This is a genomic window from Micromonospora sp. NPDC005298 (genome assembly GCF_040607375.1).
Lineage (GTDB): Bacteria > Actinomycetota > Actinomycetes > Mycobacteriales > Micromonosporaceae > Micromonospora.
On the sequence record NZ_JBEXGP010000003.1, the window covers coordinates 182,226 to 207,369 of the forward strand.

Sequence of the window (25,144 nt, forward strand, 5' to 3'; positions counted from 1 at the left end):
GTACCGTCGCCCCGTGCACAAGATCACAGTCAACGGAGCGGTTCTCGCGTACGACGAGGCCGGCACCGGCTCACCCGTCGTGCTGCTGCACGCCGGCATCGCCGACCGGCGGATGTGGCGCGGACAGGTCCCGGCCCTCGCCGCCCGGCACCGCGTGATCGTTCCGGACCTGCGCGGGTACGGCGACTCCGAACTCCCCCCGACCCCCTTCGCGCACCACGACGACGTGGCCGGCCTGCTGGACGCGCTCGACCTGCCCCGGGCGGCCCTGGTCGGCTGCTCCTTCGGCGGGTCGGTGGCCATCGACACCGCCCTGGCCCACCCCGACCGGGTGAGCGCGCTCGCGCTGTTCGACACGGCCGTCTCCGGCAACGAGTGGTCCGAAGAGGCGAACGACCTCTGGGACACCCTGGTCGGCGAGGTCGACCCGGACGACTTCGCCGCGGGGGCGGCCGGCGAGGTGCGCTTCTGGGTGATCGGTCCGAGCCGCCAGCCGGCCGAGGTCGACCCCGGGCTGGTCGCGTTCGCGCAGGAGATGGACCAGCGCGCGCTCGCCGCCGAGCTGGCCCTCGGCGCGGTCGAGGTCGGCGAACTGTCCCCGCCCGCGATCGGCCGCCTCGGCGAGCTGCGGATGCCCGTCCTGGTCACCGCCGGCGCCGCGGACGTACCGGACATCAGCCGGCTCGCCGACCGGATCGCCGCCGAGGTCCCCGGCGCGGTACGACTGCCCGACGTGCCGGACGCGGCGCACCTGCTGCCGCTGGAACGCCCGGAGCCGGTCAACGCGGCCCTGCTCGACTTCCTGAGCTGACCGCCGCGCCGGCGCCGCCCCGAGACGCGACCCGCGCGAGGCGGCGGGACCCGCGCCCCGGCCTGCCCGAATGCGCACAGCCAGCACCACGAACGCGCCGCGCCGCGGCGGGGGCCATGCCCCAAACGAGCGATATACCCTCCGGGTCGGATGACCGGCCCGCGCACCACCGACCGGCAGGTGTCACCAGATCGGGCGGACCGCCCCGACCGGAACGCCGCCACCGAAGAGCGGCACCTCGGCGTACTCGGTCAGCACCGGGGCGTCCACTCCGAGCCGGCGCAGCGCGGACACCAGCACCGGCATCCGGGCCCGGTCGGCGCCATCATCGATCTTGAGCGCGACGGCGCCGACGCCCGGCAGCCCCACCGCGAACACGCCCTCGGCACCGACCTTCGCCAGCAGCCCCGGAACGCCGCGCATGAGCCGGGTGTCGTCGGCCCGGGTGCCACCGACGATCTCCGGGTGGGTGCGCATCGCGTCGGCGACCACGCGCGGCGCCGAGCCGGGCTCGGCGTCGACAAGCCGGAGGTACGCCCCGGCCAGGCCGGTCAGCGACACCGCGAGCACCGGGGCGCCGCAGCCGTCCACACCCACCGCCGCCGCCGGCTCGCCGGTGAACTCCTCCACGGTGGCCCGCAGCCCCTGCTGCAACGGGTGCTCCGGCCGCCAGTAGCCGTCCAGCGGCCACCCGGCCGCCTCGCAGGTCAGCAACATGCCGCTGTGCTTGCCGGAGCAGTTCATCTGCACCCGCGTCGGGCCGCCCCCGGCGCGCAGTACCGCCTCCCGGGCCGCCGCACCCGCCGGCAGGTCGGGCGGGCAGTGCAGGGCCGAGGCGTCGAGCCCGGCCCGGGCCAGCAGCGCGTCGACCCCGGCCAGGTGGAAGTCCTCGCCCGCGTGGCTGGCCGACACCAGCGCCACATCGGCCGGGTCGGTCACCGGCAGGCCCGCGCGGAGCATCCCGATCGTCTGCATCGGCTTGCTCGCCGAACGGGGAAAGACCGGCGAGGTCACGTCCCCGGCGGAGGCCACCGGCGCACCGGCGGCGTCCAGCACCACCACCGAGCCGCGGTGCACACCCTCGACGAACCCGGACCGGACCACCTCGGCGAGCGGCGCGCCGCCCTCGTACGTCTTTCCCACGTGCTGGACGGTACCGACGCGCCCGGGGGCACCGGCGGCGGGGTGACCAGGTCGTCCACCGCCCGGGTGACAGGGGCGCCGGACGGCTGCGGCCTTACAGCCCGAGCAGCTCGCGGGCCTCGGTGGTGGTCAGCGGTGGGCGTTGGGCGAGCTGGGCGAAACCGACCGCGCGGGCGACCAGCTGCATGTTGGACTCCACCGGGCGGCCCTTGGCGTACGTCACCGTGTCCTCCATGCCGACGCGCAGGTGCCCACCGGTGGACAGTGCGGCCAACATGACCGGGATCGTGCTGCGGCCGATGCCGGTTGCCGCGAAGGTGGTGCCCTCGGGCAGGTCCCGCAGCATCCGGTGGGCCGCCACCAGCGTCTCGGTGGTGCCCGGCATGCCACCCGGCACACCCATCACGAAGTCGACGTGCACGTGCCCGCCGGCCGGCAGGCCGTACTTGCCGAGCAACCGCTGCAACGCGGACAGGTGGCCGAGGTCGAAGATCTCGTACTCCGGCACGATCCCGCGCTCCTGCATTCGGGTGTGCAGGTCGACGATGAACTCCCAGCGGTTGAGGAAGACGTCGTCGCCGAAGTTGACGGTGCCCATCGTGCAGGAAGCCATGTCGGGGCGGGCGTCGAGCACCGCCAGTCGGGACGCCTCCGGGTCGGTCACCGCCCCGCCCGAGGAGAGCTGCACGATCAGGTCGGTGCCGTCCCGCAGCGCCGCGACCGTCTCGGCCAGCCGGGCCGGGTCGAGGGTGGGCCGTGCCGCCTCGTCGCGGATGTGGACGTGGATCACGGCGGCGCCGAGCGCCTCGCACTCCTTGGCGGTGAGCAGCAGCTCGTCGAGGGTCACCGGCAGCGCCGGCACCTCCGCCTTGGCCGACTCCGCGCCGGTCGGGGCTACCGTGATCAACGTCCCTGTCGTCATGCCGGCGATCCTAGACGGCCCGCTCAGGACGGGTCGATGGCCGCCGCCGTCGCGCCGATCAGCAGGGTGGCGTCGTCCGGAACGTTCCGCTTCAGCACGGCGAGGGCGATCTGACCCAGCTCGTGGTGCAGCACGGCCGTGCCGACGAAGCCCACCGTCCGGCCGTCCAGGGTCACCGGCGTACCGGCCGTCGGCGGCTGGTCGGTGGTCACGCCGTCCAGGTGCAGCAGCACCAGGCGCCGAGGCGGGCGGCCCATGTTGTGCACCCGGGCCACCGTCTCCTGCCCCCGGTAGCAGCCCTTGTCCAGGTGCACCGCGGGGCCGATCAGGTCCACCTCGGCCGGGATGGTCCGGTGGTCGGTGTCCACCCCGAGCCGGGGCCGGCGGGCGGCGACGCGGATCGCCTCGTACGCCCACAGGCCCGCCACCGGCACGCCCGCGCCGCGCAACTCCGCCACCACCTGGTCCATCGCCGAGCGGGGCACCAGCAGGTCCACGCCGAGCGGGCCGCGTCGAGCCCATCCACCGATCGGCAGCGGCCGTACGTCGTACCGAACACTCGCCCGTGGCGGCACGGCGCCGGCGGCGAACTTCGGACCGGGCACCGCGACCAGGTCCGGTTCGGCCAGCCCGGTCACGCCGAGCGTGCCGAGCGCCTCCGGCGCGGCCGGCCCGACCAGCGACAGCAACGCCCGCTCGGCGGTGGCGTCGCGCGGTTCGACCCTGCTGAAGAACCGCATCTTCTCCAGGTAGGCCAGCAGACCCTCGGTCGCGCCGGGCTCGGTGTCCAGCCAGGTGGTCTCCCCGTCCTCGGCCACCAGCGCGTGCTGCTCGACGTGCCCGTGCGGGGAGAGCACCAGCAACTCGGTGCCGTCACCGGCGGCGAGCGCCGTCAGGTGCTGCGAGGTGATCGTGTGCAGCCAGCCGGCGCGTTCCTCCCCCGGCACCGCGATGACGCCCCGGTGCGAACGGTCGACGAGGCCGACCTCGGTGTCCAGGACGCGCTGCTCGCGCAGCGGGTCGCCGTAGTGCGCGGCGACCCCCCGCACCCCGGCCGCGACGTGCGCCGGGTCCGGCTGGTCACGGCTGGCCTCGTCGATGCTCTCGACGGCCACCGCGCCCGCGATGTCGATCATTTCCGATCCCCGTTCTCGCAGCGTGCGCAGACGCCGAAGAGTGACACGTGCCCGATGTCCACCTGGAAACCCCGCTGCGCGGCCAGCTCGTCGCTGAGCGGACGGAACAGCTCCGGATCGACCTCGTCGATCGCGCCGCACTCCCGGCAGACCAGGTGGACGTGCTGGTGTTCACCGGCCGCGTGGTACGTCGGCGAGCCGTGCGAGAGGTGTGTGTGGGTCACCAGGCCGAGCCGTTCCAGCAGCTCCAGCGTGCGGTAGATGGTGGTGATGTTGACGCCGGCGGCGACCTCCCGGACCGCGGTGTGCACCTGCTCCGGTGTGGCGTGCCCCAGATCGAGCACCGCCTGGAGGACGAGCTGCCGCTGCGCTGTCAGCCGCAGCCCACGAGCTCGGAGCATTTCCGCGAGGGAGGATTCGGACACCGTCCGATCATAGTTCGACGATCGCGTCCCCTCCTGCGCGCGACCGACCGCCAGTACGCTCGACCGTCATGGTGACGCCACCCGTCGGGGCCGACCCGACCACCGCGAGCGCCCGGATCGCCGTCCTCGGGCGGGGTCTCATCCCGGCCGACACACCAGTCCTGCGCGGCGACGACCTGGGCGTCCTGCGCGGCGACGGGCTCTTCGAGTCGATGCACCTGCGCCAGGGCCGGCCGTGGCTACGCGACGAGCACCTGGCCCGGCTGACCATGGCCGCCGCCGCCGTCGACCTGGACCTACCCCCCACCGACGTGCTCATCGACCTGCTCGACACGGTGCGTGAGGGCTGGCCGGCACACGTGGAGGGCGCGCTGCGGCTGGTCTGCACGCGGGGTGCGGAGGCCGGCGGCCCACCGACCGTCTACGCCACGCTGACCGAGGTGCCGGCGTCGTCCCGGGCGGCCCGGCGGACCGGGATCACCGTGGCCGTCCTTCCGCTGGGGGTGCCCGCCGACGCGCGTACCGGCCTGGACTGGCTGCCGGCGGGCATCAAGTCCACCTCGTACGCCGTCAACAGCGCCGCCCGCCGCTGGGCGCGCCGGGCCGGTGTCGACGACGTGCTCTGGGTCTCCTCCGACGGGTACGCCCTGGAGGGACCCATCGCCAACGTGGTGTGGCTCACCGGGGACACGCTCTGCACGGTGCCGGCCACCACCACCGGCATCCTGCCCGGCACGACCGTCGCCTGGCTGCTCGCCCACGCCGGCGAACTGGGTTTGGACGCAGCCGAACGGATGGTCACGCCCGCGGAGCTGCACGCCGCCGACGGGGTCTGGTTCAGCTCGTCGGTCCGCGGGCTCAGCGAGGTCCGGATGCTGGACGGGGTGCGTCGGGACCCCTGCCCGCGCACCCCCGCCCTGCACGCCCTACTGGGCTTTCCCGTCGACTGAGCCTCAGCCACCGACCCGGACGAGCCGGGCGGACAGGTGCGGGCTGAGCGGGTGACCCATCGCCGCCATCTCCTGCGCGTACAGCAACGCACCCTCGACGATGCCGAAGAGCCGGTGCCCCCCGGTGACCTCCTTGGCGGTCGGCGACCGCACCACCGCGTCGGTGGCGAACTCGACCTGGGTGCCGGTGCGCTTGCCCAGGTGCAGCTCCATCACACCGGTGGGGGTCGTGATCAGGGCCTCCAGCTCGTCGGTGGCCCGGCCGTCCACCATGACCGGCCGCCACCAGCCGACCTCACGCCCGGCGGGACGAACCGGCCGGCTCTGCTCGTCGAGGAGCCAGGCACGGGACTCGTAGTGCAGGAACGGCCGGCCGTCGTGGCTGATCCGGATCTCCTGCGCGTAGTCGAAATCCTCGATGGTGGGGAAACCGCCCTTGCCCCGGCCCCGCCAGAGACCGATGTACGGCAGCAGACCGTCAAGCGCCGGGTGCAGCTTCGGCCCGACCCGCAGGTCGTGGCTCTCCTCGTACGGGTACTCCTCGACCGGCGGCGCGTTCAACCACGGCGGCTGCAACGGGTTCTCGTCGCTCACCAGCGTCCTCTCGATATGCGTACGGCCAGGTAGACCAGGCCACCGGCGAGCCCGCCCAGGCCGGCGACCAGCAGGCTGACGAACCCGATCTCGGTAACCATCCCGGCCATCTTATGCTGGCTCCCATGGCCCGCACTCTCGTCGTCAAGGCCACTGCGGGGGCGGACGCCCCGGAGCGGTGCGCGCAGGCGTTCACGGTCGCCGCGACGGCGGTCGCGGCCGGTGCCGACGTGTCGCTCTGGTTGACCGGGGAGTCGACCTGGTTCGCGCTGCCCGGTCGCGCGCAGGAGTTCGAGTTGCCGCACTCCGCGCCGCTGGCCGAGCTGCTGCACGTCGTCCTGACCAGTGGTCGGGTGACCGCCTGCACCCAGTGCGCGGCCCGACGGGAGATCGGCCCGGACGACGTCCTGCCGGGCGTACGGATCGCGGGCGCCGCGGCCTTCGTCGAGGAGGCGCTGGCCGAGGGTGCGCAGGCCCTCGTCTACTGACCTCCGGGGCCGCCCGGCCCAACGGACGGGCGGAGTGCGGATACCGACCCGACAACTCCGACAGCTGCCTACGATTCGGATGTGACCGAGGCGACGGAGAGATTCTTCGAATCACTGCCGGCCCGCGCCCCCGCCGTTCTGCGCGGACTGGCCGACGGAACCCTCCAGATCGACCTCGGCACCGGCAACCAGACCGAGCACTGGCTGGTCCGGATGCGACCGGGCGCGGTGGACGTCAGCCGGAACCGGGGACCGGCCGACGCCATCTGGTACAGCAGCGCCGAGTTGTTCGACCGACTGATCGCCGGCAAGGCCCAGGGGATCGCTGCGGTGCTGCGCAACGAGAGCACGTTCAGCGGAAACGTGGTGCTCTTCCTGGCCTTCCGGCGGTTCTTCCCGGACCCGCCGGGCACCCGCGACCCCCGCGAGGTGGCCCGTAGGACAGCCGGGCGGCTGGGGTGAAGGAACTCGTCAGCATCCTGGACGGCAACACCTTCATGGTGAGCGACCGGCGGGGGGACATCGAGCCGTCCTACGACCTGCCCACCGGGTTGTTCTCCTTCGACACCCGCTTCCTGTCCAGATGGGTGCTCACCCTCGACGGCGAACGGCTGCACTCGCTCTCCATCGACGCCGGCGAGTCGTACCGGACCAGGTTCTTCCTGGCGCCCGGCGAGCCCACCCACTACCTGGACGCCAAGGCGTCGGTGATCCGCAACCGGGCGATCGTGGGCAGCTTCGAGGAGGAGCTGACCGTCCTCAACCACTCCGGCGAGGAGGTGGAGTACACCGTCCGGATCGAGATGGCCGCCGACTTCGCCGACCTGTTCGAGATCAAGCACGCGCGACAGAAGCGGGGCCGCACGACGGTCACGGTCAGCGACAACGAGCTGCGGCTGGTCTACCGGCGGGAGGCGTTCCACCGGGAGACGGTGATCCGGTCCACGGCGCCGGCGCAGGTCGACGCCGCCGGGATGACCTTCCGGATCCGGATCGGCCGCAACAGCGAGTGGACCACCAGGCTGCACGCGTCCACCATCGTCTACGGGGCGCGCGGTGAGGACATCCGCGCCACCCTGCCGTACGCCGGCAGCCGCAGCGCCGACGCCATCCGCGCCGAACAGCAGGAGCTGATCGACCGGGCGCCCAAGCTCGGGTGCGACTGCCAGCCGCTGGCCGGGGCGTACCGGCGCAGCCTCAACGACCTGGCAGCGCTGCGCTACGAGTCGATCGCCCTGGGCGTACGACTGATCGCCGCCGGGCTGCCCTGGTTCATGACCCTGTTCGGCCGGGACAGCATCATCACCTCGTTGCAGGTGGTGCCGTTCCTGCCGGAACTGATCCCGCCGACCATCCTGATGCTCGCCGGCCTCCAGGGGCACCGGGTGGACGACTTCCGGGACGAGGAGCCCGGCAAGATCCTGCACGAGCTGCGGTACGGGGAGACCGCCGGTTTCGAGGAGCAACCCCACTCGCCGTACTACGGTTCGGCCGACTCGACCCCGCTGTTCATCATCCTGATCGACGAGTACGAGCGGTGGACCGGCGACGCCACGCTGGTCAAGAGGCTGGAGCCGCAGGTGCGGTCGGCGCTGGAGTGGATCGACACGTACGGGGACCTGCTCGGCACCGGCTACCTCTGGTACCAGACCCGAAACCCGGAGTCCGGCCTGCAGAACCAGTGCTGGAAGGATTCCTGGGACGGCATCTCGTACGCCGACGGCCGGATGCCCGGCTTCCCCCGGGCCACCTGCGAGCTACAGGGCTACGCGTACGACGCGAAGGTCCGCGCTGCCCGGCTGGCCCGCACCTTCTGGAACGACCCGGAGTTCGCCGCCCGGCTGGAACGGGAGGCCGCCGAGCTGAAGCGGCGGTTCAACCACGACTTCTGGATCGCCGACCGGGAGTACTACGCGCTCGCCCTTGACGCCGACGGCCGGCAGGTCGACGCCCTGACGTCGAACATCGGGCACCTGCTGTGGAGCGGCATCGTCGACGAGTCGCGGGCCGGGAAGGTGGTCGAGCACCTGCTCGGGCCGCGGTTGTTCTCCGGGTGGGGGGTGCGGACCCTCGCCGAGGACGCGGGACGGTACAACCCGATCGGCTACCACGTGGGCACCGTGTGGCCGTTCGACAACTCGATCATCGCGTGGGGGTTGTGGCGGTACGGCTTCCGGAACGAGGCGGGACTGATCTGCGAGACGATGCTCGATGCGTCCCGCTACTTCGACGGGCGGCTGCCGGAGGCGTTCGCCGGGTACCCGCGCGACCTCACCGAATACCCGGTGGAGTATCCGACGGCGTGCAGCCCGCAGGCCTGGTCGACCGGCACTCCGCTGCTGCTGCTGCGGGTGATGCTCGGGTTGGAGCCGCAGGGCGAGCACCTGATCATCGATCCGGCGGTACCGCCGGGCATGGGCCGGGTGGAGCTGCTGGACATCCCCGGCCGCTGGGGGCGGGTCGACGCGCTGGGACGCAGCCGTGAGCCGCAGGACGAGCAGGGCGGCTGACCGGAGGACCGTCCCGCTCAGCCCGGGCAGCCGACGGTGGCGCTCAGCCGGGAGGCGTCCGGGGTGAGGTCGGCCAGCACGGTGACCGTCCCGGCGCGGTACGCGTACACCTGCTGGTTGTCGAGCAGCGCGGCGCCGCCGGCCAGCGGCGCGAGCGCAGCCGCCGAGGTGGTGGGGCCGGCGGCGGAGCGCGCGGTACGGGCCGTCGCGCCACCGGGGCAGGGTGCGGTGACGATCTCCGGCGCGGCCCCGGCCGGCTGGCCGAGCGCTCGCAGCGCGGCGGCCAGGGCGGCGACCTCGCCGCCGTCGCCGGTGGCCGGCGGCGCGGTGTAACCCGAGCCGACCGGCCGGCACCCGGTGTCGACGGTCAACCGGACCCGGTCGTCCCCGGTCGGTCGGCCCGCCACGGCGACGAACTCACCGGCGTCGGCGTACAGCTCGGGGCCGTCGGGACCGGAGGCGACGTCGGCGCGCCAGCTCGCCGGCAGTCGCTCGGCGATCCCGGTCAGCACGGACCGTTCGGTGCCGTCGGGCGCGAGGACGCCGACCTCACGCCGCAGCCGGGCGCCGTCGGCGAACGGGGTGACCCGGCAGCCCGCGGCGATGCGTGCCGGGCCGAGTTCCAGCAGCGCGGAGGCGCCCACCGCACGGGCCAGCTCGCCGACCGCCCGGTCCACCACCGGCCCGGCCTGGTCCAGGGTGCGCTGCTCCCGGACGGTGGGTGGGTCGTCGCGGACCGACGTCCAGGTGAGCGCGGCCAGCAGCACGGCCCACAGGACGGTCGCGGCCAGCAGCCACCGCCGCCACCGCCGGGCGGGTGCCGGCGCGGCGGGACCGGTCGACGAAACGCTTCCCGTCTGGACAGCACCGCTCACCGGGCCATGGTGTCACGGGCGGTCCCGCCCTCCGGCGGCGGTCGGGAGGGGGCGGTGGGGCCGGCGGTCAGGCGCGGCCCGCCGGCGGGTCGAGCCGGTAGCCGACGCCCCGCACGGTGTGCACCCGGGGCCCGCCCGGCAGGCTCCGCAGCCTGTGCCGCAATCGCCTGATCGCGGAGTGCAGGATGGCGCTGTCACCCGGGTAGGCGTCGCTCCAGACGGAGGCGAAGAGCTGTTCGTGGCTCCACACCACGAGCGGCGGGCCGATCAGTCGGGCGAGCAGCTCCCGCTCGGTGCGGGCCAGCGGGAGCGGGTCGCCACGCCAGGTGACCTGCTGACCGGGCCGGTCGACGACCAGCTCGCCCCAGCTGACCGGCCCCGGCGGCACCGTCGGCGACCCGCTTGCCGCGACGGCACCGGCTGGCTCGGGGAACAGCATCGTGCGCAGCTCGGTGAGGTCGGCGCAGCTCACCACCGGACCGACGCCGTCGAGTTGGCGGACCACCCGCTCCCGCACCGAGACGTCCGCGCTGACGCACACGACGATCGGGACCTCCGCGCCGCCTCCACCCGTGAATTCCACCAAATGATAGTGACGCATGCCGATGGATTTCGGGGTCCGACCCCGCTGCGGGATCACGTGTCGTCACTGACCAGGTACCGACCGACGTTAACCATTCGGCACCGGGTGGACGCGCGGTGCGCGTACGGGCCCCGAACCGATCGGGAGCCATGACGTGGGGAGGAAAAGAGTGTTCCGACCATCAGCCACACGGTCCGCCCTCTGGCGGGTCGCCCTGGCGTGCACCGCCGTCGGGCTGGGCCTCAGCGCCCAACCGGCGGTCGCCGCGCAACCCCGGCCCACGCCGGCCCGCGCCAGCGTGGACCACCGCCTGCTCAGACAGTTGGGTACGACGGGCAGCGGCACCTTCCTGGTCTACCTGCGCGACACCGCGCCGGTCGCCCGGACCGCCCGGCTACGCGACCCCGACGACCGGGCCCGGGAGGTGCACCGACTGCTCACCACCACCGCCACGCGCACCCAGAAGGGCCTGCGTGACCTGTTGACGGCCCGCCGCGCACCGCACACCGCCTACTGGATCGCCAACGCCGTACGGGTGACCGGCGACCGGGCGTTGGCCGACGAGATCGCCAGACGACCCGAGGTCGCCCGGATCGAGGCCACCCGCAGCTACCCGCTGCTGCGGCCGAGACCCGCCACCGCCAGCCGCGCCCGCACCAGCGGCGCCGAATGGGGGCTCACCAACATCAACGCGCCGCAGGTGTGGAACGAGTTCGGCGACCGCGGCGAGGGCGTGGTCGTCGCCACCATCGACAGCGGCGTCCAGTACGACCACCCCGCGCTGGTCGGCACGTACCGGGGGAACCTGGGCGGCGGCACCTTCGACCACGACCACAACTGGTACGACCCGGCCGGCATCTGCCCGAGCGGCGCGCCCTGCGACAACAACGACCACGGCACCCACACGATGGGCACGATCGTCGGCGACGACGGCGCCGGCAACCAGATCGGCGTCGCACCCGGCGCGAGATGGATCGCCGCGAAGGGCTGCGAGGCCGCCTCCTGCACGGACGCCTCCCTGCTCGCCGCCGGCCAGTGGGTGCTGGCACCGACCGACATGCACGGGCGCGACCCCCGCCCGGACCTGCGCCCCGACATCGTGAACAACTCCTGGGGCGGGGCCGGCGGCGACCCGTGGTTCCAGCAGACCATCGCGGCCTGGCGGGCGGCCGGCATGTTCCCCGTCTTCTCCGCTGGCAACGACGGCCCGGCCTGCGGCAGCGCCGGCTCCCCCGGCGACAACGCCAACGCGTACGCCGTCGGCTCGTACGACGCGCAGAACGCCATCTCCGACTTCTCCGGCCGGGGCGACGCCACCGACCCCCGGGCCCACAAGCCCGACATCTCCGCCCCGGGCAGCGACGTACGGTCAAGCGTCCCCGGCAACGGCTACGCCGCCTTCGACGGCACCTCGATGGCCGCACCGCACGTCTCCGGCACGGTCGCGCTCGTCTGGTCGGCGGCACCCGGTCTGAAGGGCGACGTCGCCGCCACCGAGGAGTTGCTGGACCGCACCGCCCGCGACGTCGACGCCACCGCCTGCGGGGGCACCGCCGCCGACAACAACGTCTTCGGCGAGGGGCGGCTCGACGCGTACGCGGCGGTACGCGCCGCGCCGCGCGGGCCGGTCGGACGGGTCGTCGGCACGGTGACGGCGGCCGGCGACCCGATCGGTGGCGCGACCGTCGGCGACGGCACCCGCAGCGTCACCACGGGCGCGGACGGCAGGTACGCGCTCACCGTTCCGGCCGGCGAGACCACCCTCAGCGTCAGCAGGTACGGCTACGCCGGGCAGTCGGCCACCGTCACCGTCGCCGAGGGCGGGGCGGTCACCCGCGACTTCGCCCTGGCGGCGAGCCCGTCGGTCACCGTCAGCGGCCGGGTCAGCGACGGTTCGGGGCACGGTTGGCCGCTCTACGCCCGCATCGAGGTCGCCGGTCGACCCGGCCCGCCGGTCCACACCGACCCGGCCACCGGTCGGTACTCGTTCACCGTGGCGGGCAACGCCACCTACCGGCTCACCGTGACCGCCCGCTACCCGGGCTACCGGACCGTCACCCGTGACGTGGTGACCGGCGCCGGGGCGGCGACTGCCGACATCGCGGTGCCCGTCGAGTCGGACTGCACGGCGGCCGGCTACACCGGCAGCTTCGCCTCGCCCCGCCTGGACGAGGGCTTCGACGAGACCGACTCGCCGCCCGGCTGGACTGTGCGCGACCGCACCGGGGACGGCGGCTGGAGCTTCACCGACCCCGGGCGACGGGGCAACCTCACCGGCGGCAGCGGCGCCTTCGCGATCGTCGACAGCGACCGGCTGGGCTCCGACCGGACCCAGGACACCGACCTGGTCACCCCGACTGTCGACCTGAGCGGGGCACCGGCACCGGTGCTGCGTTTCCGCAGCGACTGGCGGGCCGTCGGCGTCACCGACACGGCCGACGTGGACGTCTCCACCGACGGCGGTGGCACCTGGACCACCGTCTGGCACCAGACCGGCAGCAGACGCGGGCCACGGATCGAGGAGGTGCCGCTGGACCCGGCGGCCGGCGCCCGCGACGTTCGGGTCCGGTTCCGCTTCCAGGGCACGTTCGCCTGGTGGTGGCAGGTCGACGACGTCCAGGTGGTCAACCGCGACTGCGCGCCCACACCCGGCGGGCTGCTGCTCGGGGTGACCACCGACCGCAACACCGGCACACCGCTCAACGGGGTCACCGTCACCAGCACCGACCGGACGCAGGACCGGGGAGTGTCGGCGGCGACACCCGACGACCCGAACCTGCCGGACGGCTTCTACTGGCTCTTCTCCGCGTCGACCGGGGCGCACCGGTTCACCGCCACCAGAACCCCGTACCGGGCGGCGACGGCGATGGCGACTGTCGCACCGGACGACGCCCGCCGCACGGACCTCGCGCTGTCCGCCGGTCGCCTCACCGTCACGACCTCCGACGTCAGGGCGTACCAGCCGTACGGCAGCACCCGCACCACGAAGGTGACGGTACGCAACGCCGGCACCGCCCCGGCCACCGTGAACCTGGTGGAGCGCGACGGCCGGTTCGACCTGCTGTCCCGCGCCGGCGCGCCACTGCGGGAACAGACGATGAAGGGGATCAGCAGGACCCGCACCGGCGCCACGTACGGTCCGGCGGGCACCGACGGCGCCCCACGGGCGGCGGAAGCCTGGGCCGAGATCCCCGACCTGCCAGCGGCTGTCTTCGACAACGCGGCGGCCAACCTGGACGGCAGCATCTATTCGGTGGGCGGCGGTGGCGGCTCCGGCCTGGAACGCAGGGCCTGGCGGTACGACCCCGTCGTCGGCGTGTGGTCCGCGCTGCCCGACCTGCCGACCGCCCGGTCCAGGCCGGTCGCGGCGGCCGTGGGCGGCAGGCTGTACGTGCTCGGCGGCTGGGGCGCCGACGACGCCACCGTCGCCTCGGTGGACGTGTACGACCCGGGCGCGGGCACCTGGTCCACGGTGGCCGGTGCGACCAACCCGTTCCCGGCGGCGGCGGCCGGACAGGCCGTCGTCGGAGGCAGGATCTACCTGGTCGGCGGATGCCTCGACAGTGACTGCACCGACTCCGACCGGCTGGTCGTGTTCGACCCGGCGACCGGCACCTTCCGCACCGGCGCCGCCTACCCGCACCCGGTGTCCTGGCTCTCCTGCGGCGGGATCGGCAGTGCCCTGTACTGCGCCGGCGGCACGGGCAGCACCGAACACACCGACGCGTACCGGTACGACCCGGCGGCGGACGCCTGGAGCCCGCTGCCGAACCTGCCGCTGGAACTGTGGGGCTCGCAGTACACGGCCGCCGGCGGCATGCTGGTGCTGGCCGGCGGAGTCACCGCCGCGTCCACGACGGTGACCAACCGGACCATCGCGTACGACCCGGTCGCCGGCGCCTGGCGGGACCTGCCGAACGTCGGGTTCGGCCGGTACCGGGGCGCCGCCGCCTGCGGCGCGTACAAGATCGGCGGTTCGCCCTCGCCCTTCGTGGGTTCGGCGGACAGCGAGCGGCTGGACGACCTGGGCCTCTGCGCCGGGGAGGCCGACCTTCAGTGGCTGGCCACCGCACCGAACGCCTTCACCCTGGCACCGGGCACGGCCCGGACGGTGACCATCACGCTGAGCGCCACCGAGGCGGCGGGCGTCGTCCAGCCGGGCACCTACTCGGGCACGCTGGGCATCGCGGCGGACACCCCCTACCGGGTTCCCGCCGTCGCGGTGACGATGAACGTGTCACCGCCTGCCAGCTGGGGCCGCCTCCAGGGCACCGTCACCGGGGTGACCTGCGGCGGAGCGCGCACCGGGGTTCCCGCGACGGTACGCGTCAACCGGGCGGGCACGAGCACCGGCCACACGCTGACGGCGGACGCCCAGGGCAGGTACGCCTGGTGGCTGCCGAAGGGCCGCTACGAGGTGATCGTGGGCAAGGACAGCTGGGTGCCGCAGGTGCGGCGTACCCGGATCGAGGCGGGCATGGTGGACACCGTCGACTTCACCCTCGACCCGGCCTCGTCCTGCCGCGCCACCGGCCTCTGAACCTCCTCGGACACGACCGGGCCGGTCACCCCGCGTGGGGTGACCGGCCCGGTCGATCAGAGCAGTGGGTCAGGCGACGGTGACGGTGACCTCGTTGATGCCCCGGCCGGCGGTGACGGCGGTGTCGCCGTTGCCGTGCCGGGACAACGCCCGCAGGGTCCAGGAACCCGGTGCGGCGAAGAACCGGAACTGGCCGGCGGCCGACGTGACCACCTCGGCCGTGAACTCACCTGTCGAGTCGAGCAGCCGGACGTACGCGCCGGCCACGACCTCGTCCGCCGCCGAGCGGACGATGCCGGTGATGACTGTTTCCTTCTCCAGGTCCAGGCTGGCCGGCAGTGGGGCGGCCTGGTCGGGTGCGGCGCAGCCCGCAGCGGTGGGTGCGGTCATGGCGATCAGGCCTCCCCGGGTTCGTCGCCGAGCGCGACCGGCACGCCGACGAGCGAGCCGTACTCGGTCCAGGAACCGTCGTAGTTCTTGACGTTGCGGTGACCGAGCAGCTCCTGGAGCACGAACCAGGTGTGCGAGGAGCGCTCACCGATCCGGCAGTACGCGATGGTCTCCTTACCGTCGTCGAGCCCCGCGTCGCCGTAGATCTTGCGCAGCTCGTCGTCGGACCGGAAGGTGCCGTCCTCGTTCGCCGCCTTGGACCACGGGACGCTGATCGCGGTGGGGATGTGACCGGCCCGCTGCGCCTGCTCCTGCGGCAGGTGCGCGGGGGCGAGCAGTCGACCGGCGAACTCGTCGGGGCTGCGCACGTCGACCAGGTTCTTGGTGCCGATCGCGGCGACGACCTCGTCGCGGAAGGCCCGGATGGACGTGTCGGGCTCCTGCGCCACGTACTGGGTCGCCGGGCGGGCCACCGCGTCGGTCACCAGCGGGCGGGCGTCCAGCTCCCACTTCTTGCGGCCGCCGTCGAGCAGCTTGACGTCGCGGTGGCCGTAGAGCTTGAAGTACCAGTACGCGTACGCGGCGAACCAGTTGTTGTTGCCGCCGTACAGGATGACGGTGTCGTCGTTGCTGATGCCCCGCTCGGAGAGCAGCGCCTCGAACTGGGACTTGTTGACGAAGTCCCGACGGACCTGGTCCTGGAGGTCGGTCTTCCAGTCGATCTTGATGGCGCCGGCGATGTGGCCGGTCTCGTAGGCCGAGGTGTCCTCGTCGACCTCGACGAAGACGACGCCCGGGGCGTCGAGGTTCTTCTCGGCCCACTCGGCCGAGACGAGTGCGGTGTCGCGACTCATCGAATCACTCCCTGGTGAGGATGGATGGTGAGCCAGCGCGTGAGTATCGATGGGTGTAACTGTCGCACCACGCGCGGGACCCAGCGGAAGGACGGGATCACGGGTTCGTGCGACGGCGCCGCTGCCGGGCGTTCGATGGGATCACCGGAGGGTACGAGAACCCTGCGTGCCGGTGGCCGCCGATCAGGCGGCCGAAGACAGCCCCGCCGTCAGATGACGGGGCGACACAGGCAGGTGGCCACGCGGCACAGGTCGACCGCGCGCCGTTTGGTGAGGTGAGTCCCCATGGTCACGGAGCCTACCAGCCAGTGACCAGGCTGCCACTGAGCCGACCACCATCCGGGAATCGCCAGGGTCACCGGCGATTCCCTGTCCCACCGGTCAGGTGACGGAGTTGATCGGCACGTTCTTCGCGTCGGCGGTGACCGCCAGGCCCTCGGGCAGCGGCCGGACCTCCCGCACCACCAGTTGGAACGGCAGGTCGGGCAGCGGCACGTCGATCGAGATGTCCTTGGCGAAGTTGTTCAACACGGTGCGGGCCAACGGCAGGTTCGGCAGACCAGCGGCGTCCAGGTTGTTGAACCGCAGAGCGACCGCGCCGTTCTTGCCCACCGTCACGTCGGCGGTGCCGCTCACCGTGAACTTCTGACCGAGGACGTCGACCGGGGCGGTGACGGCGAGCTTGCCGCCCTGCTCCCCCAGGGTCAGTCCGGGCCGGTTCAACAACGCGACGAGACTGTCGTAGCTGATCGTGCCGGTGCCGTTCACGGTGTCCGCGACGACGTCGCCCTGGCCGGTGCGAAGCGTGTCCAGGGAGGCCCGCACGTTACGCGCGTCGACATCCAGCACCGGCAGCCGTACGGCATCGCCCTCGACCGACGCCTGCACGTCCCGCAGCTTGATGGTGATCCGCTCGTAACGGCCGTCGAGCACCTGCGTCAGGAACGGCGTCCCACCGACCTGCACCTCGGGTTCGGCGGACTGCGCGCCCTGCTTGGTGACCTCCTGGCTGACCCGCTTGGCGATCTCCCTCTCGGCCACACCGACCGCCACCCGGTCCGCCACCACCAGCAGCCCTGCCACCACGAGGAGCAGGACGACCAGGCCGATGAGCAGCTTGCGACCGCGCCGTCGGGGCCGGACCTCGTCCGCCGGATAGTCCTCGGCCACGCCGCCTCCTGTCTCCGCCCGCCGCGCTGCGACGGGGCGTCCGTACCGGTGCCGCAGGGCGGCGCACCCGTAGGTACCCGACCGGCTCCGGGCTCAACCGTGGCTCAGAGGAAGAGCATGCACATGGCGTACGCGGCCGGTGCGGCCAGCGCGAAGCCACCGAGCGGGCCCTGCATGTGCCGGGCGACCCACATGGTGGGCGGTTCGCCGGCCATCAGCCGACCCGCCTCCGCGTACCCGACGGCGAGGTCGGTGAGCACGGCGGTGACCGCCGCGACCAGGCCGATCACCGCGGCCCGGGTGGGCGTGAAGGGCGCCACCAGATAGCCACCGAGCAGCGCGCTGATCAACGTACCGACCATTGCCCCCGCGACGACGCCGGCGGCGCCCCGGGGCACCTGCGGGGCCAGCCGGGGCCAGGGCAGCACGGCGTCGGTGAGCCGGGCGACGGTGAGCGCGACCCCGCTCGCGGTCAGGCAGACAGTGATCGCCTGGGTGCCGGCCGGGATCCGGCTGAGCACGATCAGGGTGCCGAAGGCCACCACCCCGACGACGATGAGCAGCGTGGCGCCGAGCGAGTCGGTGACCCGGACCCGGTCGACCCTGCGAACCAGCTGACCGAGCACGGCGGCCAGGAAACCACCGGCCGCCAGGTAGCCCAGCGGGGCCAGCCCGGCGACGTCGGTCCGCACCGCGGCCACGTCGGCGAGAGCGGCGACCACCGCGCTGATGCCAGCGACCAGCAGCAGGGCAGGTGGGCGCATGGCCATCGCCCAGGCGAGCACGAACAACAACTGGACGCCGAAGACGATGAAGGCGAACGGCAGCCGGTGGCCGGGGCCGGACGTCTGCGCGCCGAGCACCAGGCCGACACCGAGCAGCGCCGCGAAGCCGGCGATGGTCAGCGCCAGCGGGCGGCGCACCTCGACCGGGGGTACGACCTCCTCCTCCGGCTCGTCGATGTCGTCCTCGGAGCGACGGGCGGGCTCGCCGGAACGACGGGCACGGCGGGGACCACCCCGTTCACGGCGTTCACCGTCGGCGACGGCCGGACCGGTGCGCGGCGCGGGCGGTTGGCCACGGGTCGGTGCGGTCGGGCCCGGACGAGGCCCGTCGGGCCACGTTTCGCGGCCGGCGTCCGGCGAGGTGGAGGGAAACACGCCCCGATCGTGCCAGACCGGGCCGCCGATGCGGCGGTCAAGGGTTTCCGCAACGTTAAAACCTGGGCCACGATCAGGGGCAAGCTAGACAAACGGGAAATGGCCTGAAGGCACAGCCGAGGCGATCGGTTACGCTCGACGCGTTACCCGCCCGTCAGCGACGCCGGGACCACGCAATTTCTCAGCGCACTCCTTCGTGAGTGTGACTGGTCGCGTGCGGCCATGCGCCGCCGGGACGGAGGTGATCGTGGAGATCCTGCTGCTGGTGACCGCACGCGCAGGGGAACCATCCGCTGTGCTGCCGGCACTCGACCTGCTGCCGCACTCGGTCCGCACCGCACCACGCGACGTTCGCACCCTGGTCGCCGGGCCCAGCCCCGACGCGGTGCTGGTGGACGCGCGGTCGGAGCTGAGCGAGGCACGGGCGACCTGCCGGATGCTGCACGCCACCGGGCTCGGGGTGCCGCTCGTGGCGGTGGTGACCGAGGCCGGCCTGATCGCGCTCAACGCCGACTGGGGCGTCGACGACGTCATCCTCGCCTCGGCCGGGCCGGCCGAGGTGGAGGCACGGCTGCGGCTGGCGGTGGGCCGGCTGAGCAACGCGACGGCCGGTGCCGGCGGTTCGATCCGCGCGGGCGAGTTGAGCATCGACCCGGACACGTACGCCGCCAAGCTCAAGGGACGCCCGCTCGACCTCACCTACAAGGAGTTCGAGCTGTTGAAGTTCCTGGCGCAGCACCCGGGCCGGGTGTTCACCCGGGACCAGCTGCTGCGTGAGGTCTGGGGCTACGACTACTTCGGCGGCACCCGCACGGTGGACGTGCACGTGCGGCGACTGCGCGCCAAGCTCGGCTCGGAGTACGAGTCGATGATCGGCACGGTCCGCCAGGTGGGCTACAAGTTCGTCGTCCCGCCGTCGCGGTCGCTGCCGGAGACGGAGCACGCACCGCTGCCCGTCTGACCTGTCGCTCAACCTCCCAGCTGGGAGGATTCCCCGTATGCCCCATTTGCGCATCTCGTCGGTTCTATTCTGACTGCCGGGTTTGTCAGCAAAGGGGGGCCGACGGTGCGCGCAGAGACCACGGGGGCGATGGGCCGGCGTGACCGGTCGGCGGGGTGCAGGTCGTGACGCGGGTCAACCCGACCGTCCGGGCGGCCGGAATCGTGGCACTGGTGGTGACGGCCCTGCTCGGCTCGGCGTACGTGCTGGGCCGCAGCCTCATCCCCGACCAGCCACAGCAGCGCAAGACGACCGGGGTCACCACCAACGCCGACGGACCGTACTACGCCGACCAGCCCACCGAGGCCACGCCGAGCGCAGCGCCGAGCGCAGCGCCGAGCGCAGCGCCGAGCGCCGCACCGACCGCCGGCCGGAGCGCCGGACCCACCGAGGCCGGGCAGGACGGATCGGGACGGGACGCCGGGGGCGGCCAACTGTTCGGCGCGCACACCAGCACCGGTACGCCCCGCCTGGCGTTGACCTTCGACGACGGGCCGGACCCGCGCTACACCCCGCAGGTGCTCGCCATGCTGCGCGAGTTCGACGTCAAGGCGACCTTCTGCGTGGTGGGTGAGAACGCCCAGGACCACCCCGACCTGATCCAGGCGATCGTGGACGGCGGGCACACCCTGTGCAACCACTCCTGGCACCACGACGTCACCCTCGGCAACCGTTCGGCCGACATGATCCGCGCCGACCTGCTGCGTACCAACGAGGCGATCCGCGCGGCGGTGCCGGACGCGCCGATCGTCTGGTACCGCCAGCCCGGCGGCGCCTGGACCTATCCCGTGGTGTCGGTGGCTCAGCAGCTCGGCATGACCCCGCTGCACTGGTCGGTGGACCCGCAGGACTGGGACCTCCCCGGCGCGAGCAAGATCGCCGCGACGGTGACCAGCCAGGCCGAACCGGGATCGGTGGTGCTGCTGCACGACGCCGGTGGAGACCGGCAGGGCACCATGGACGCGCTGCGGCGGATCCTGCCCGACCTGACCGCGCGGTTCGAGCTGGAGGCCCTGCCCACCGACCCGACGTGAGCCCCCAACGGACCGCAGAGGCCCACCTCTTTCCTCGGCGACCCTCCGAGGGGCCCCGGACACAACGGATACGGTGACGGGATGAGCAGCGCGGAGCCGACCAGCGACCAGGTGACCCGGAGCGACCGACTGGCCCCGGCGGAGATCGCCGACGTGCTGGCCCTGGCGAGCGCCGCGGGCGACACCGACGGCGCCGACCCGCTCGACGAGCACGTGCTGCTCCGACTGCGCGACCCCGACGCCCCCGCCGTGCACCTGGTCGCCCGCGCCGACGACGGCACCCTCACCGGGTACGCGCACCTGGACACCACCGACCCGGTGGACGGGATCGGGGTGGAACTCGTGGTGCACCCCGCGTACCGGCGGCACGGCACCGGGCGGGGGCTCGCCCGGGGCGTCCTTGCCTCGGCCACCGGGCCACTACGGGCGTGGGCGCACGGCGACCACCCCTCGGCCGCCGCACTCGCCGTCGACCTCGGGTTCACCCGCGCCCGGGTGCTCTGGCAGTTGCGCCGACCACTGGCCACCCCGCTGGGCGAGCCACGCCTGCCGGACGGGGTGACGCTGCGCGCGTACCGGCCCGGGGCGGACGACGCGGCCTGGCTGGCCCTCAACTCGCGGGCCTTCGCAGAACACCCCGAGCAGGGGCGGTGGACCTCGGACGACCTGCGGGTCCGCCTGGCCGAGCCGTGGTTCGACCCGGCGGGCTTCCTGCTCGCCGAGGAGACCGCCACAGGCCGGCTGCTCGGATTCCACTGGACCAAGGTGCACGAGCGACCGGGATCGGCCCGCATCGGCGAGGTGTACGTGGTGGGCGTGGAGCCGACCGCGCACGGCGGCGGGCTCGGTCGGGCGCTGACCACCGCCGGCCTGGCGTACCTGCGGGACAAGCGGGGCCTGGACCGGGTGATGCTCTACGTGGACGAATCGAACACCGGGGCCGTCGCGCTGTACGAGCGGCTGGGCTTCGCCCGCTGGTCCGCGCACATCAACTACCACCTCGGCTGAGCGGCAACGGGCACTGAAGTGCCCCGGTTCACTTGACGGACAACTCACCCTCAGCGAGCGGTCACCTCAGCGGCCGTACGTGTTCACCTCGCGTTCACTCGTGACCGGCGAACCGGCTACCTGGCACTTCTAACTTTCGTGTCAGCCGGTCAGTGCCGGTCCTCGGGCCCCGGTATCGGGGCGCCAAGTCAGACGCGAAGGGAAACCCCTCAGGTGAAGCTCCAGCGGTACGGCACTATTGCCTGCCTCGCTCTCGCCGCGACGCTCGGCCTCAGTGCATGCGGCTCGGACAACAACGAGCCCGCCTCCGGCGCAACTGCTTCGGGCTCGACCGCCGCGGTCGACTGCGCAACCGGCACGCTGAACGCCCAGGGCTCGTCGGCGCAGAAGAACGCCATGGCCGAGTGGATCAAGGCGTACCAGCAGAAGTGCACCGGCACCACGATCAACTACGAGCCGACCGGCTCGGGCGCCGGCATCCAGGCCTTCATCGCCGGGACCGCCGACTTCGCCGGCTCCGACTCCGCGCTCAAGCCGGAGGAGCAGCCGCAGGCCGACGCCAAGTGCGCCGGCGGCAAGGCCATCCACCTGCCGATGGTGGTCGGCCCGGTGGCCGTCGCCTACAACGTCAGCGGCGTGGACAACCTCCAGCTCAAGCCGGCCACCCTGGCGAAGATCTTCGCCGGCAAGGTGACCAAGTGGGACGACGCGGCGATCAAGGCCGACAACCCGGACGCCAAGCTCCCGGCGACCACCATCCAGACCGTCCACCGCTCGGACGAGTCGGGCACCACCGACAACTTCACCAACTACCTCTCCAAGACCGCCGAGGCGGACTGGACGCTGGGCAAGGCCAAGGCGTGGAAGGCCCCGGGCGGCACCGGCGCCAAGGGCTCGGACGGCGTGGCCAGCTCGGTCAAGGGCGCGGACGGCTCCATCGGCTACATGGAGTGGTCGTTCGCCGAGAACGCCGGCCTGAAGATGGCCAAGATCGGTAACGGCAACGGCGAGTTCGCCGCGCTGACCGCCGAGGCGGCCGGCAAGACCATCGCCGGTGCGGCGATCGAGGGCCAGGGCGACGACCTCAAGCTGAAGATCGACTACAACACCAAGGAGGCCGGGGCCTACCCGATCGTCCTGGCGACGTACGAGATCGTCTGCAGCAAGGGCCTCGCGGCCGACAAGTTGAAGCTGGTCAAGGGTCTGCTGGGCTACGCCGCCAGCGCCGAGGGCCAGAACTCGCTTACCGACCTGGGCTACGCCCCGCTGCCGGAGACGGTCCGCACCAAGGTCGAGACCGCGGTCAAGAACCTCTCCTGACCCGACCCCACCACCTCCGCAACCGAATCGAGCGAGCAGATGGGTGAAACCCCTCACCGCTCGGCCGACGCCGGCACCGGCGGGACGCGCGTGACCCAGAGTCACGAGTGGCCCGCCGGTGCCTCGGCGCGTGTGGCCGAGGCACCAGTCAGCACCCGTTCCCCGGGCGGCGCCGGGCTGGGCGGCGGCGGCGCGCTGCCCCGCAGCCGAAAGTTCGGCGCCGAGCGGGCCTTCCACGGTCTCACCCTGGCCGCCGGAACCGCCGTCCTGGTCATCATCGCCGCCATCGCGATCTTCCTGATCGCCAAGGCGGCGCCGGCACTGCGCGCCAACACCGAGAACTTCTGGTCCTACGAGGGCTGGTCCCCCAACGAGACAGCGCCCAAGTTCGGCATCGGCACGCTCGCCTTCGGCACCGTGCTCAGCTCGGCGTTGGCGCTGCTCCTCGCGGTGCCGGTGGCTCTCGGCATCGCGCTCTACCTCTCGCACTACGCGCCCCGCCGGCTGGGCACCGCGCTCGGCTTCCTGGTCGACCTGCTCGCCGCCGTGCCGAGCGTGGTCTTCGGACTCTGGGGGCGGGACATCTTCGTCAACCCGGTCCGGGACTTCTCGGCCTGGCTGAACGAGTACTTCGGCTGGATCCCGATCTTCGGCGGCGACGGACCGTTCGGTAAGTCGATCATGCTCGGTGCCCTGGTGCTCGCGATCATGGTGTTGCCGATCATCACCTCGCTCTCCCGTGAGGTGTTCCTCCAGACACCGACCGCGAACGAGGAGGCCGCCCTCGCCCTGGGCGCCACCCGCTGGGAGATGCTGCGCACCGCGGTACTCCCCTACGGCCGCCCCGGCATCATCGCCGCGGTGATGCTCGGCCTCGGCCGCGCGCTCGGCGAGACCATCGCCCTGGCCATGACCCTCGGCATCACCTTCGGCATCTCGTTCAACCTCATCCAGAACGGCGGCAACACCATCGCCGCCAACATCGCCAACGCGTTCGGCGAGGCGAACGAGACCGGCCGTGGCGCGCTGATCGCCTCCGGCCTGGTGCTGTTCACCATCACGCTGATCGTCAACATCACGGCGCGGGCGATCATCTACCGCCGCCGGGAGTTCACGGAGTCGGCCGCATGACCACAACCGTCACCTCCCACCGCACCCGCCCACCGGCCCAGCCCGCTTCGCTGCGGGGCCGGCGGCTGCCCTGGTACGCCGCACCGGCCATCGCCGTCGCGGCCCTGGCGCTCTCCGCGGTGGTCGTCTACGGCACCGACATCGGCGGCCCGGTCCTCGTGGCCGTCCTCGGTGCGGTGCTCTACCTGGTCGGGCTCTTCGCCGCGGCCAACGCGGTCGAGGGGCGCCGGTCGGCCCGCAACCGCACCTGGAGCGCACTGATCCACTCCGCGTTCGTGCTGGCGGTGCTGCCGCTCGTCTCGGTGGTCTGGACGCTGGTCAGCAAGGGCGCCCAGCGGCTCGACCTCAACTTCTTCCAGACCTCGATGAACAACATCGGGGCGCGGGACGCCAACGGCGGCGCGTACCACGCCATCGTCGGCACGCTGGAACAGGTCGGCATCGCCACCCTGATCACGGTGCCGCTCGGCGTCCTCTGCGCGATCTACATCGTCGAGTACGGGCGCGGCAAGTTCGCCTTCTCGATCCGGTTCTTCGTGGACGTGATGACAGGCATCCCGTCGATCGTCTCCGGCCTCTTCGTGCTGGCGTTCTGGGTGCTGATCGTGTCGCCGTGGTTCAACGACGGCCGGCCCAGCTTCTCCGGCTTCGCCGCCGCGCTCGCGCTGAGCGTGCTCATGCTGCCCACCATCGTCCGGTCCACCGAGGAGATGCTCCGCCTCGTCCCGGCCCCACTGCGCGAAGGCGCGTACGCGCTCGGCGTACCCAAATGGAAGACCATCCTGCGGGTGGTCCTGCCGACGGCACTGCCCGGCATCGTCACCGGCGTCATGCTCGCCATCGCCCGCGCGGCCGGCGAGACCGCGCCGGTGCTGCTGGTCGCCGGCGGCGGCGCCGCGATCAACACCAACCCCTTCGAGAACAACCAGTCGTCGCTGTCCCTCTTCGTCTACCAGCAGGCCGGTGACGCGTCGAGGTACGCGCCGGCACGGGCGTGGACGGCGGCTCTCACCCTGGTCGCCCTCGTGCTCATCCTGACGATCGCGGCGAAGCTGCTGGCCCGTCGCAACCGGCTCAGCCGATGAACCCCGGAGGTACCA

25 protein-coding genes are annotated in these 25,144 nt (G+C 72.7%); 12 read left to right on the forward strand and 13 right to left on the reverse strand.

All coding sequences use genetic code 11. From position 1 onward, the window contains the following. Window positions 1-13: 13 nt before the first annotated feature. Window positions 14-811, forward strand: a complete 798-nt coding sequence (locus ABZS77_RS09835; protein WP_354820026.1) for an alpha/beta hydrolase — start codon at window positions 14-16, stop codon at window positions 809-811. Window positions 812-994: 183 nt separating this feature from the next. On the opposite strand, the gene ABZS77_RS09840 is transcribed toward ABZS77_RS09835, so the two are convergent. The 4 genes from ABZS77_RS09840 to ABZS77_RS09855 form a co-directional block, all read right to left on the reverse strand. After that, window positions 995-1,954 carry an asparaginase gene (locus ABZS77_RS09840; RefSeq protein WP_354820029.1) on the reverse strand — a complete coding sequence of 320 codons (960 nt, stop codon included), beginning with the start codon at window positions 1,952-1,954 and terminating at the stop codon, window positions 995-997. A gap of 94 nt (window positions 1,955-2,048) precedes the next feature. After that, window positions 2,049-2,876, reverse strand: coding sequence for a 3-keto-5-aminohexanoate cleavage protein (locus tag ABZS77_RS09845; protein WP_354820032.1), 828 nt, complete (start codon window positions 2,874-2,876; stop codon window positions 2,049-2,051). A gap of 23 nt (window positions 2,877-2,899) precedes the next feature. After that, window positions 2,900-4,012, reverse strand: a complete 1,113-nt coding sequence (locus tag ABZS77_RS09850; protein ID WP_354820035.1) for a folate-binding protein — start codon at window positions 4,010-4,012, stop codon at window positions 2,900-2,902. Beyond that, window positions 4,009-4,413 carry a Fur family transcriptional regulator gene (locus ABZS77_RS09855; RefSeq protein ID WP_354820482.1) on the reverse strand — a complete coding sequence of 135 codons (405 nt, stop codon included), beginning with the start codon at window positions 4,411-4,413 and terminating at the stop codon, window positions 4,009-4,011. The genes ABZS77_RS09850 and ABZS77_RS09855 overlap by 4 nt, the downstream gene beginning before the upstream one ends. A gap of 92 nt (window positions 4,414-4,505) precedes the next feature. On the opposite strand from ABZS77_RS09855, the gene ABZS77_RS09860 reads away from it, so the two are divergent. Continuing rightward, window positions 4,506-5,387, forward strand: coding sequence for an aminotransferase class IV (locus ABZS77_RS09860; protein WP_354820038.1), 882 nt, complete (start codon window positions 4,506-4,508; stop codon window positions 5,385-5,387). A gap of 3 nt (window positions 5,388-5,390) precedes the next feature. Here the strand turns inward: ABZS77_RS09860 and ABZS77_RS09865 are convergent, their stop codons facing one another. Continuing rightward, entirely contained in the window at window positions 5,391-5,981 is a 591-nt protein-coding gene (locus tag ABZS77_RS09865) for an FABP family protein (protein ID WP_354820041.1), read from the reverse strand. Then, entirely contained in the window at window positions 5,978-6,082 is a 105-nt protein-coding gene (gene mtfM / locus ABZS77_RS09870) for a small membrane protein MtfM (RefSeq protein WP_030327764.1), read from the reverse strand. The genes ABZS77_RS09865 and mtfM overlap by 4 nt, the downstream gene beginning before the upstream one ends. Window positions 6,083-6,094: 12 nt before the next feature. Between mtfM and ABZS77_RS09875 the strand changes: the two genes are divergently transcribed. The 3 genes from ABZS77_RS09875 (at window position 6,095) to ABZS77_RS09885 (ending at window position 8,979) form a co-directional block, all read left to right on the forward strand. Next, window positions 6,095-6,469, forward strand: a complete 375-nt coding sequence (locus ABZS77_RS09875; protein ID WP_354820044.1) for a DsrE family protein — start codon at window positions 6,095-6,097, stop codon at window positions 6,467-6,469. A gap of 81 nt (window positions 6,470-6,550) precedes the next feature. Then, on the forward strand, window positions 6,551-6,931 hold the full coding sequence (locus tag ABZS77_RS09880) for an SCP2 sterol-binding domain-containing protein (RefSeq protein WP_354820047.1): 381 nt from the start codon (window positions 6,551-6,553) through the stop codon (window positions 6,929-6,931). Further along, complete coding sequence (locus tag ABZS77_RS09885; RefSeq protein WP_354820050.1) at window positions 6,928-8,979, forward strand: glycogen debranching N-terminal domain-containing protein; 2,052 nt, start codon at window positions 6,928-6,930, stop codon at window positions 8,977-8,979. Before ABZS77_RS09880 ends, ABZS77_RS09885 begins: the two co-directional genes overlap by 4 nt. Window positions 8,980-8,996: 17 nt before the next feature. On the opposite strand, the gene ABZS77_RS09890 is transcribed toward ABZS77_RS09885, so the two are convergent. Then, entirely contained in the window at window positions 8,997-9,854 is an 858-nt protein-coding gene (locus ABZS77_RS09890) for a hypothetical protein (protein WP_354820053.1), read from the reverse strand. Between the two features lie 67 nt (window positions 9,855-9,921). After that, window positions 9,922-10,455 carry a winged helix-turn-helix domain-containing protein gene (locus ABZS77_RS09895; RefSeq protein ID WP_354820056.1) on the reverse strand — a complete coding sequence of 178 codons (534 nt, stop codon included), beginning with the start codon at window positions 10,453-10,455 and terminating at the stop codon, window positions 9,922-9,924. 151 nt (window positions 10,456-10,606) lie between these two features. Between ABZS77_RS09895 and ABZS77_RS09900 the strand changes: the two genes are divergently transcribed. Further along, window positions 10,607-14,977: a S8 family serine peptidase gene (locus tag ABZS77_RS09900; RefSeq protein ID WP_354820059.1), complete on the forward strand. Its 4,371-nt coding sequence runs from the start codon at window positions 10,607-10,609 to the stop codon at window positions 14,975-14,977. Between the two features lie 69 nt (window positions 14,978-15,046). Here ABZS77_RS09900 and ABZS77_RS09905 read toward each other — a convergent pair whose 3' ends face one another. From ABZS77_RS09905 to ABZS77_RS09925, 5 genes are all read right to left on the reverse strand, one after another. Beyond that, window positions 15,047-15,376, reverse strand: coding sequence for a DUF1416 domain-containing protein (locus tag ABZS77_RS09905; protein ID WP_354820485.1), 330 nt, complete (start codon window positions 15,374-15,376; stop codon window positions 15,047-15,049). Further along, window positions 15,373-16,221 carry a sulfurtransferase gene (locus ABZS77_RS09910; protein WP_354820062.1) on the reverse strand — a complete coding sequence of 283 codons (849 nt, stop codon included), beginning with the start codon at window positions 16,219-16,221 and terminating at the stop codon, window positions 15,373-15,375. The genes ABZS77_RS09905 and ABZS77_RS09910 overlap by 4 nt, the downstream gene beginning before the upstream one ends. Window positions 16,222-16,430: 209 nt before the next feature. Next, window positions 16,431-16,508 (reverse strand): Ms5788A family Cys-rich leader peptide, encoded by a 78-nt coding sequence (locus tag ABZS77_RS09915; protein WP_310503780.1) that lies wholly within the window; start codon window positions 16,506-16,508, stop codon window positions 16,431-16,433. 94 nt (window positions 16,509-16,602) lie between these two features. Continuing rightward, window positions 16,603-17,391 carry a DUF2993 domain-containing protein gene (locus tag ABZS77_RS09920; RefSeq protein ID WP_354820065.1) on the reverse strand — a complete coding sequence of 263 codons (789 nt, stop codon included), beginning with the start codon at window positions 17,389-17,391 and terminating at the stop codon, window positions 16,603-16,605. 104 nt (window positions 17,392-17,495) lie between these two features. After that, window positions 17,496-18,551: a hypothetical protein gene (locus ABZS77_RS09925; RefSeq protein ID WP_354820068.1), complete on the reverse strand. Its 1,056-nt coding sequence runs from the start codon at window positions 18,549-18,551 to the stop codon at window positions 17,496-17,498. Between the two features lie 241 nt (window positions 18,552-18,792). On the opposite strand from ABZS77_RS09925, the gene ABZS77_RS09930 reads away from it, so the two are divergent. From ABZS77_RS09930 to pstA, 6 genes are all read left to right on the forward strand, one after another. Further along, the gene (locus ABZS77_RS09930; RefSeq protein WP_354820071.1) at window positions 18,793-19,512 is read left to right on the forward strand and encodes a response regulator transcription factor; all 720 of its coding nucleotides are present in this window, start codon (window positions 18,793-18,795) and stop codon (window positions 19,510-19,512) included. Between the two features lie 155 nt (window positions 19,513-19,667). Next, complete coding sequence (locus tag ABZS77_RS09935) at window positions 19,668-20,585, forward strand: polysaccharide deacetylase family protein (RefSeq protein ID WP_354820074.1); 918 nt, start codon at window positions 19,668-19,670, stop codon at window positions 20,583-20,585. Window positions 20,586-20,666: 81 nt separating this feature from the next. After that, window positions 20,667-21,593: a mycothiol synthase gene (mshD, locus tag ABZS77_RS09940; protein WP_354820077.1), complete on the forward strand. Its 927-nt coding sequence runs from the start codon at window positions 20,667-20,669 to the stop codon at window positions 21,591-21,593. 213 nt (window positions 21,594-21,806) lie between these two features. Further along, on the forward strand, window positions 21,807-22,913 hold the full coding sequence (pstS, locus tag ABZS77_RS09945) for a phosphate ABC transporter substrate-binding protein PstS (RefSeq protein WP_354820080.1): 1,107 nt from the start codon (window positions 21,807-21,809) through the stop codon (window positions 22,911-22,913). Between the two features lie 39 nt (window positions 22,914-22,952). Further along, the gene (gene pstC / locus ABZS77_RS09950; protein ID WP_354820083.1) at window positions 22,953-24,044 is read left to right on the forward strand and encodes a phosphate ABC transporter permease subunit PstC; all 1,092 of its coding nucleotides are present in this window, start codon (window positions 22,953-22,955) and stop codon (window positions 24,042-24,044) included. Then, complete coding sequence (pstA, locus tag ABZS77_RS09955; RefSeq protein ID WP_354820085.1) at window positions 24,041-25,129, forward strand: phosphate ABC transporter permease PstA; 1,089 nt, start codon at window positions 24,041-24,043, stop codon at window positions 25,127-25,129. The genes pstC and pstA overlap by 4 nt, the downstream gene beginning before the upstream one ends. The last annotated feature ends 15 nt before the right edge of the window (window positions 25,130-25,144 follow it).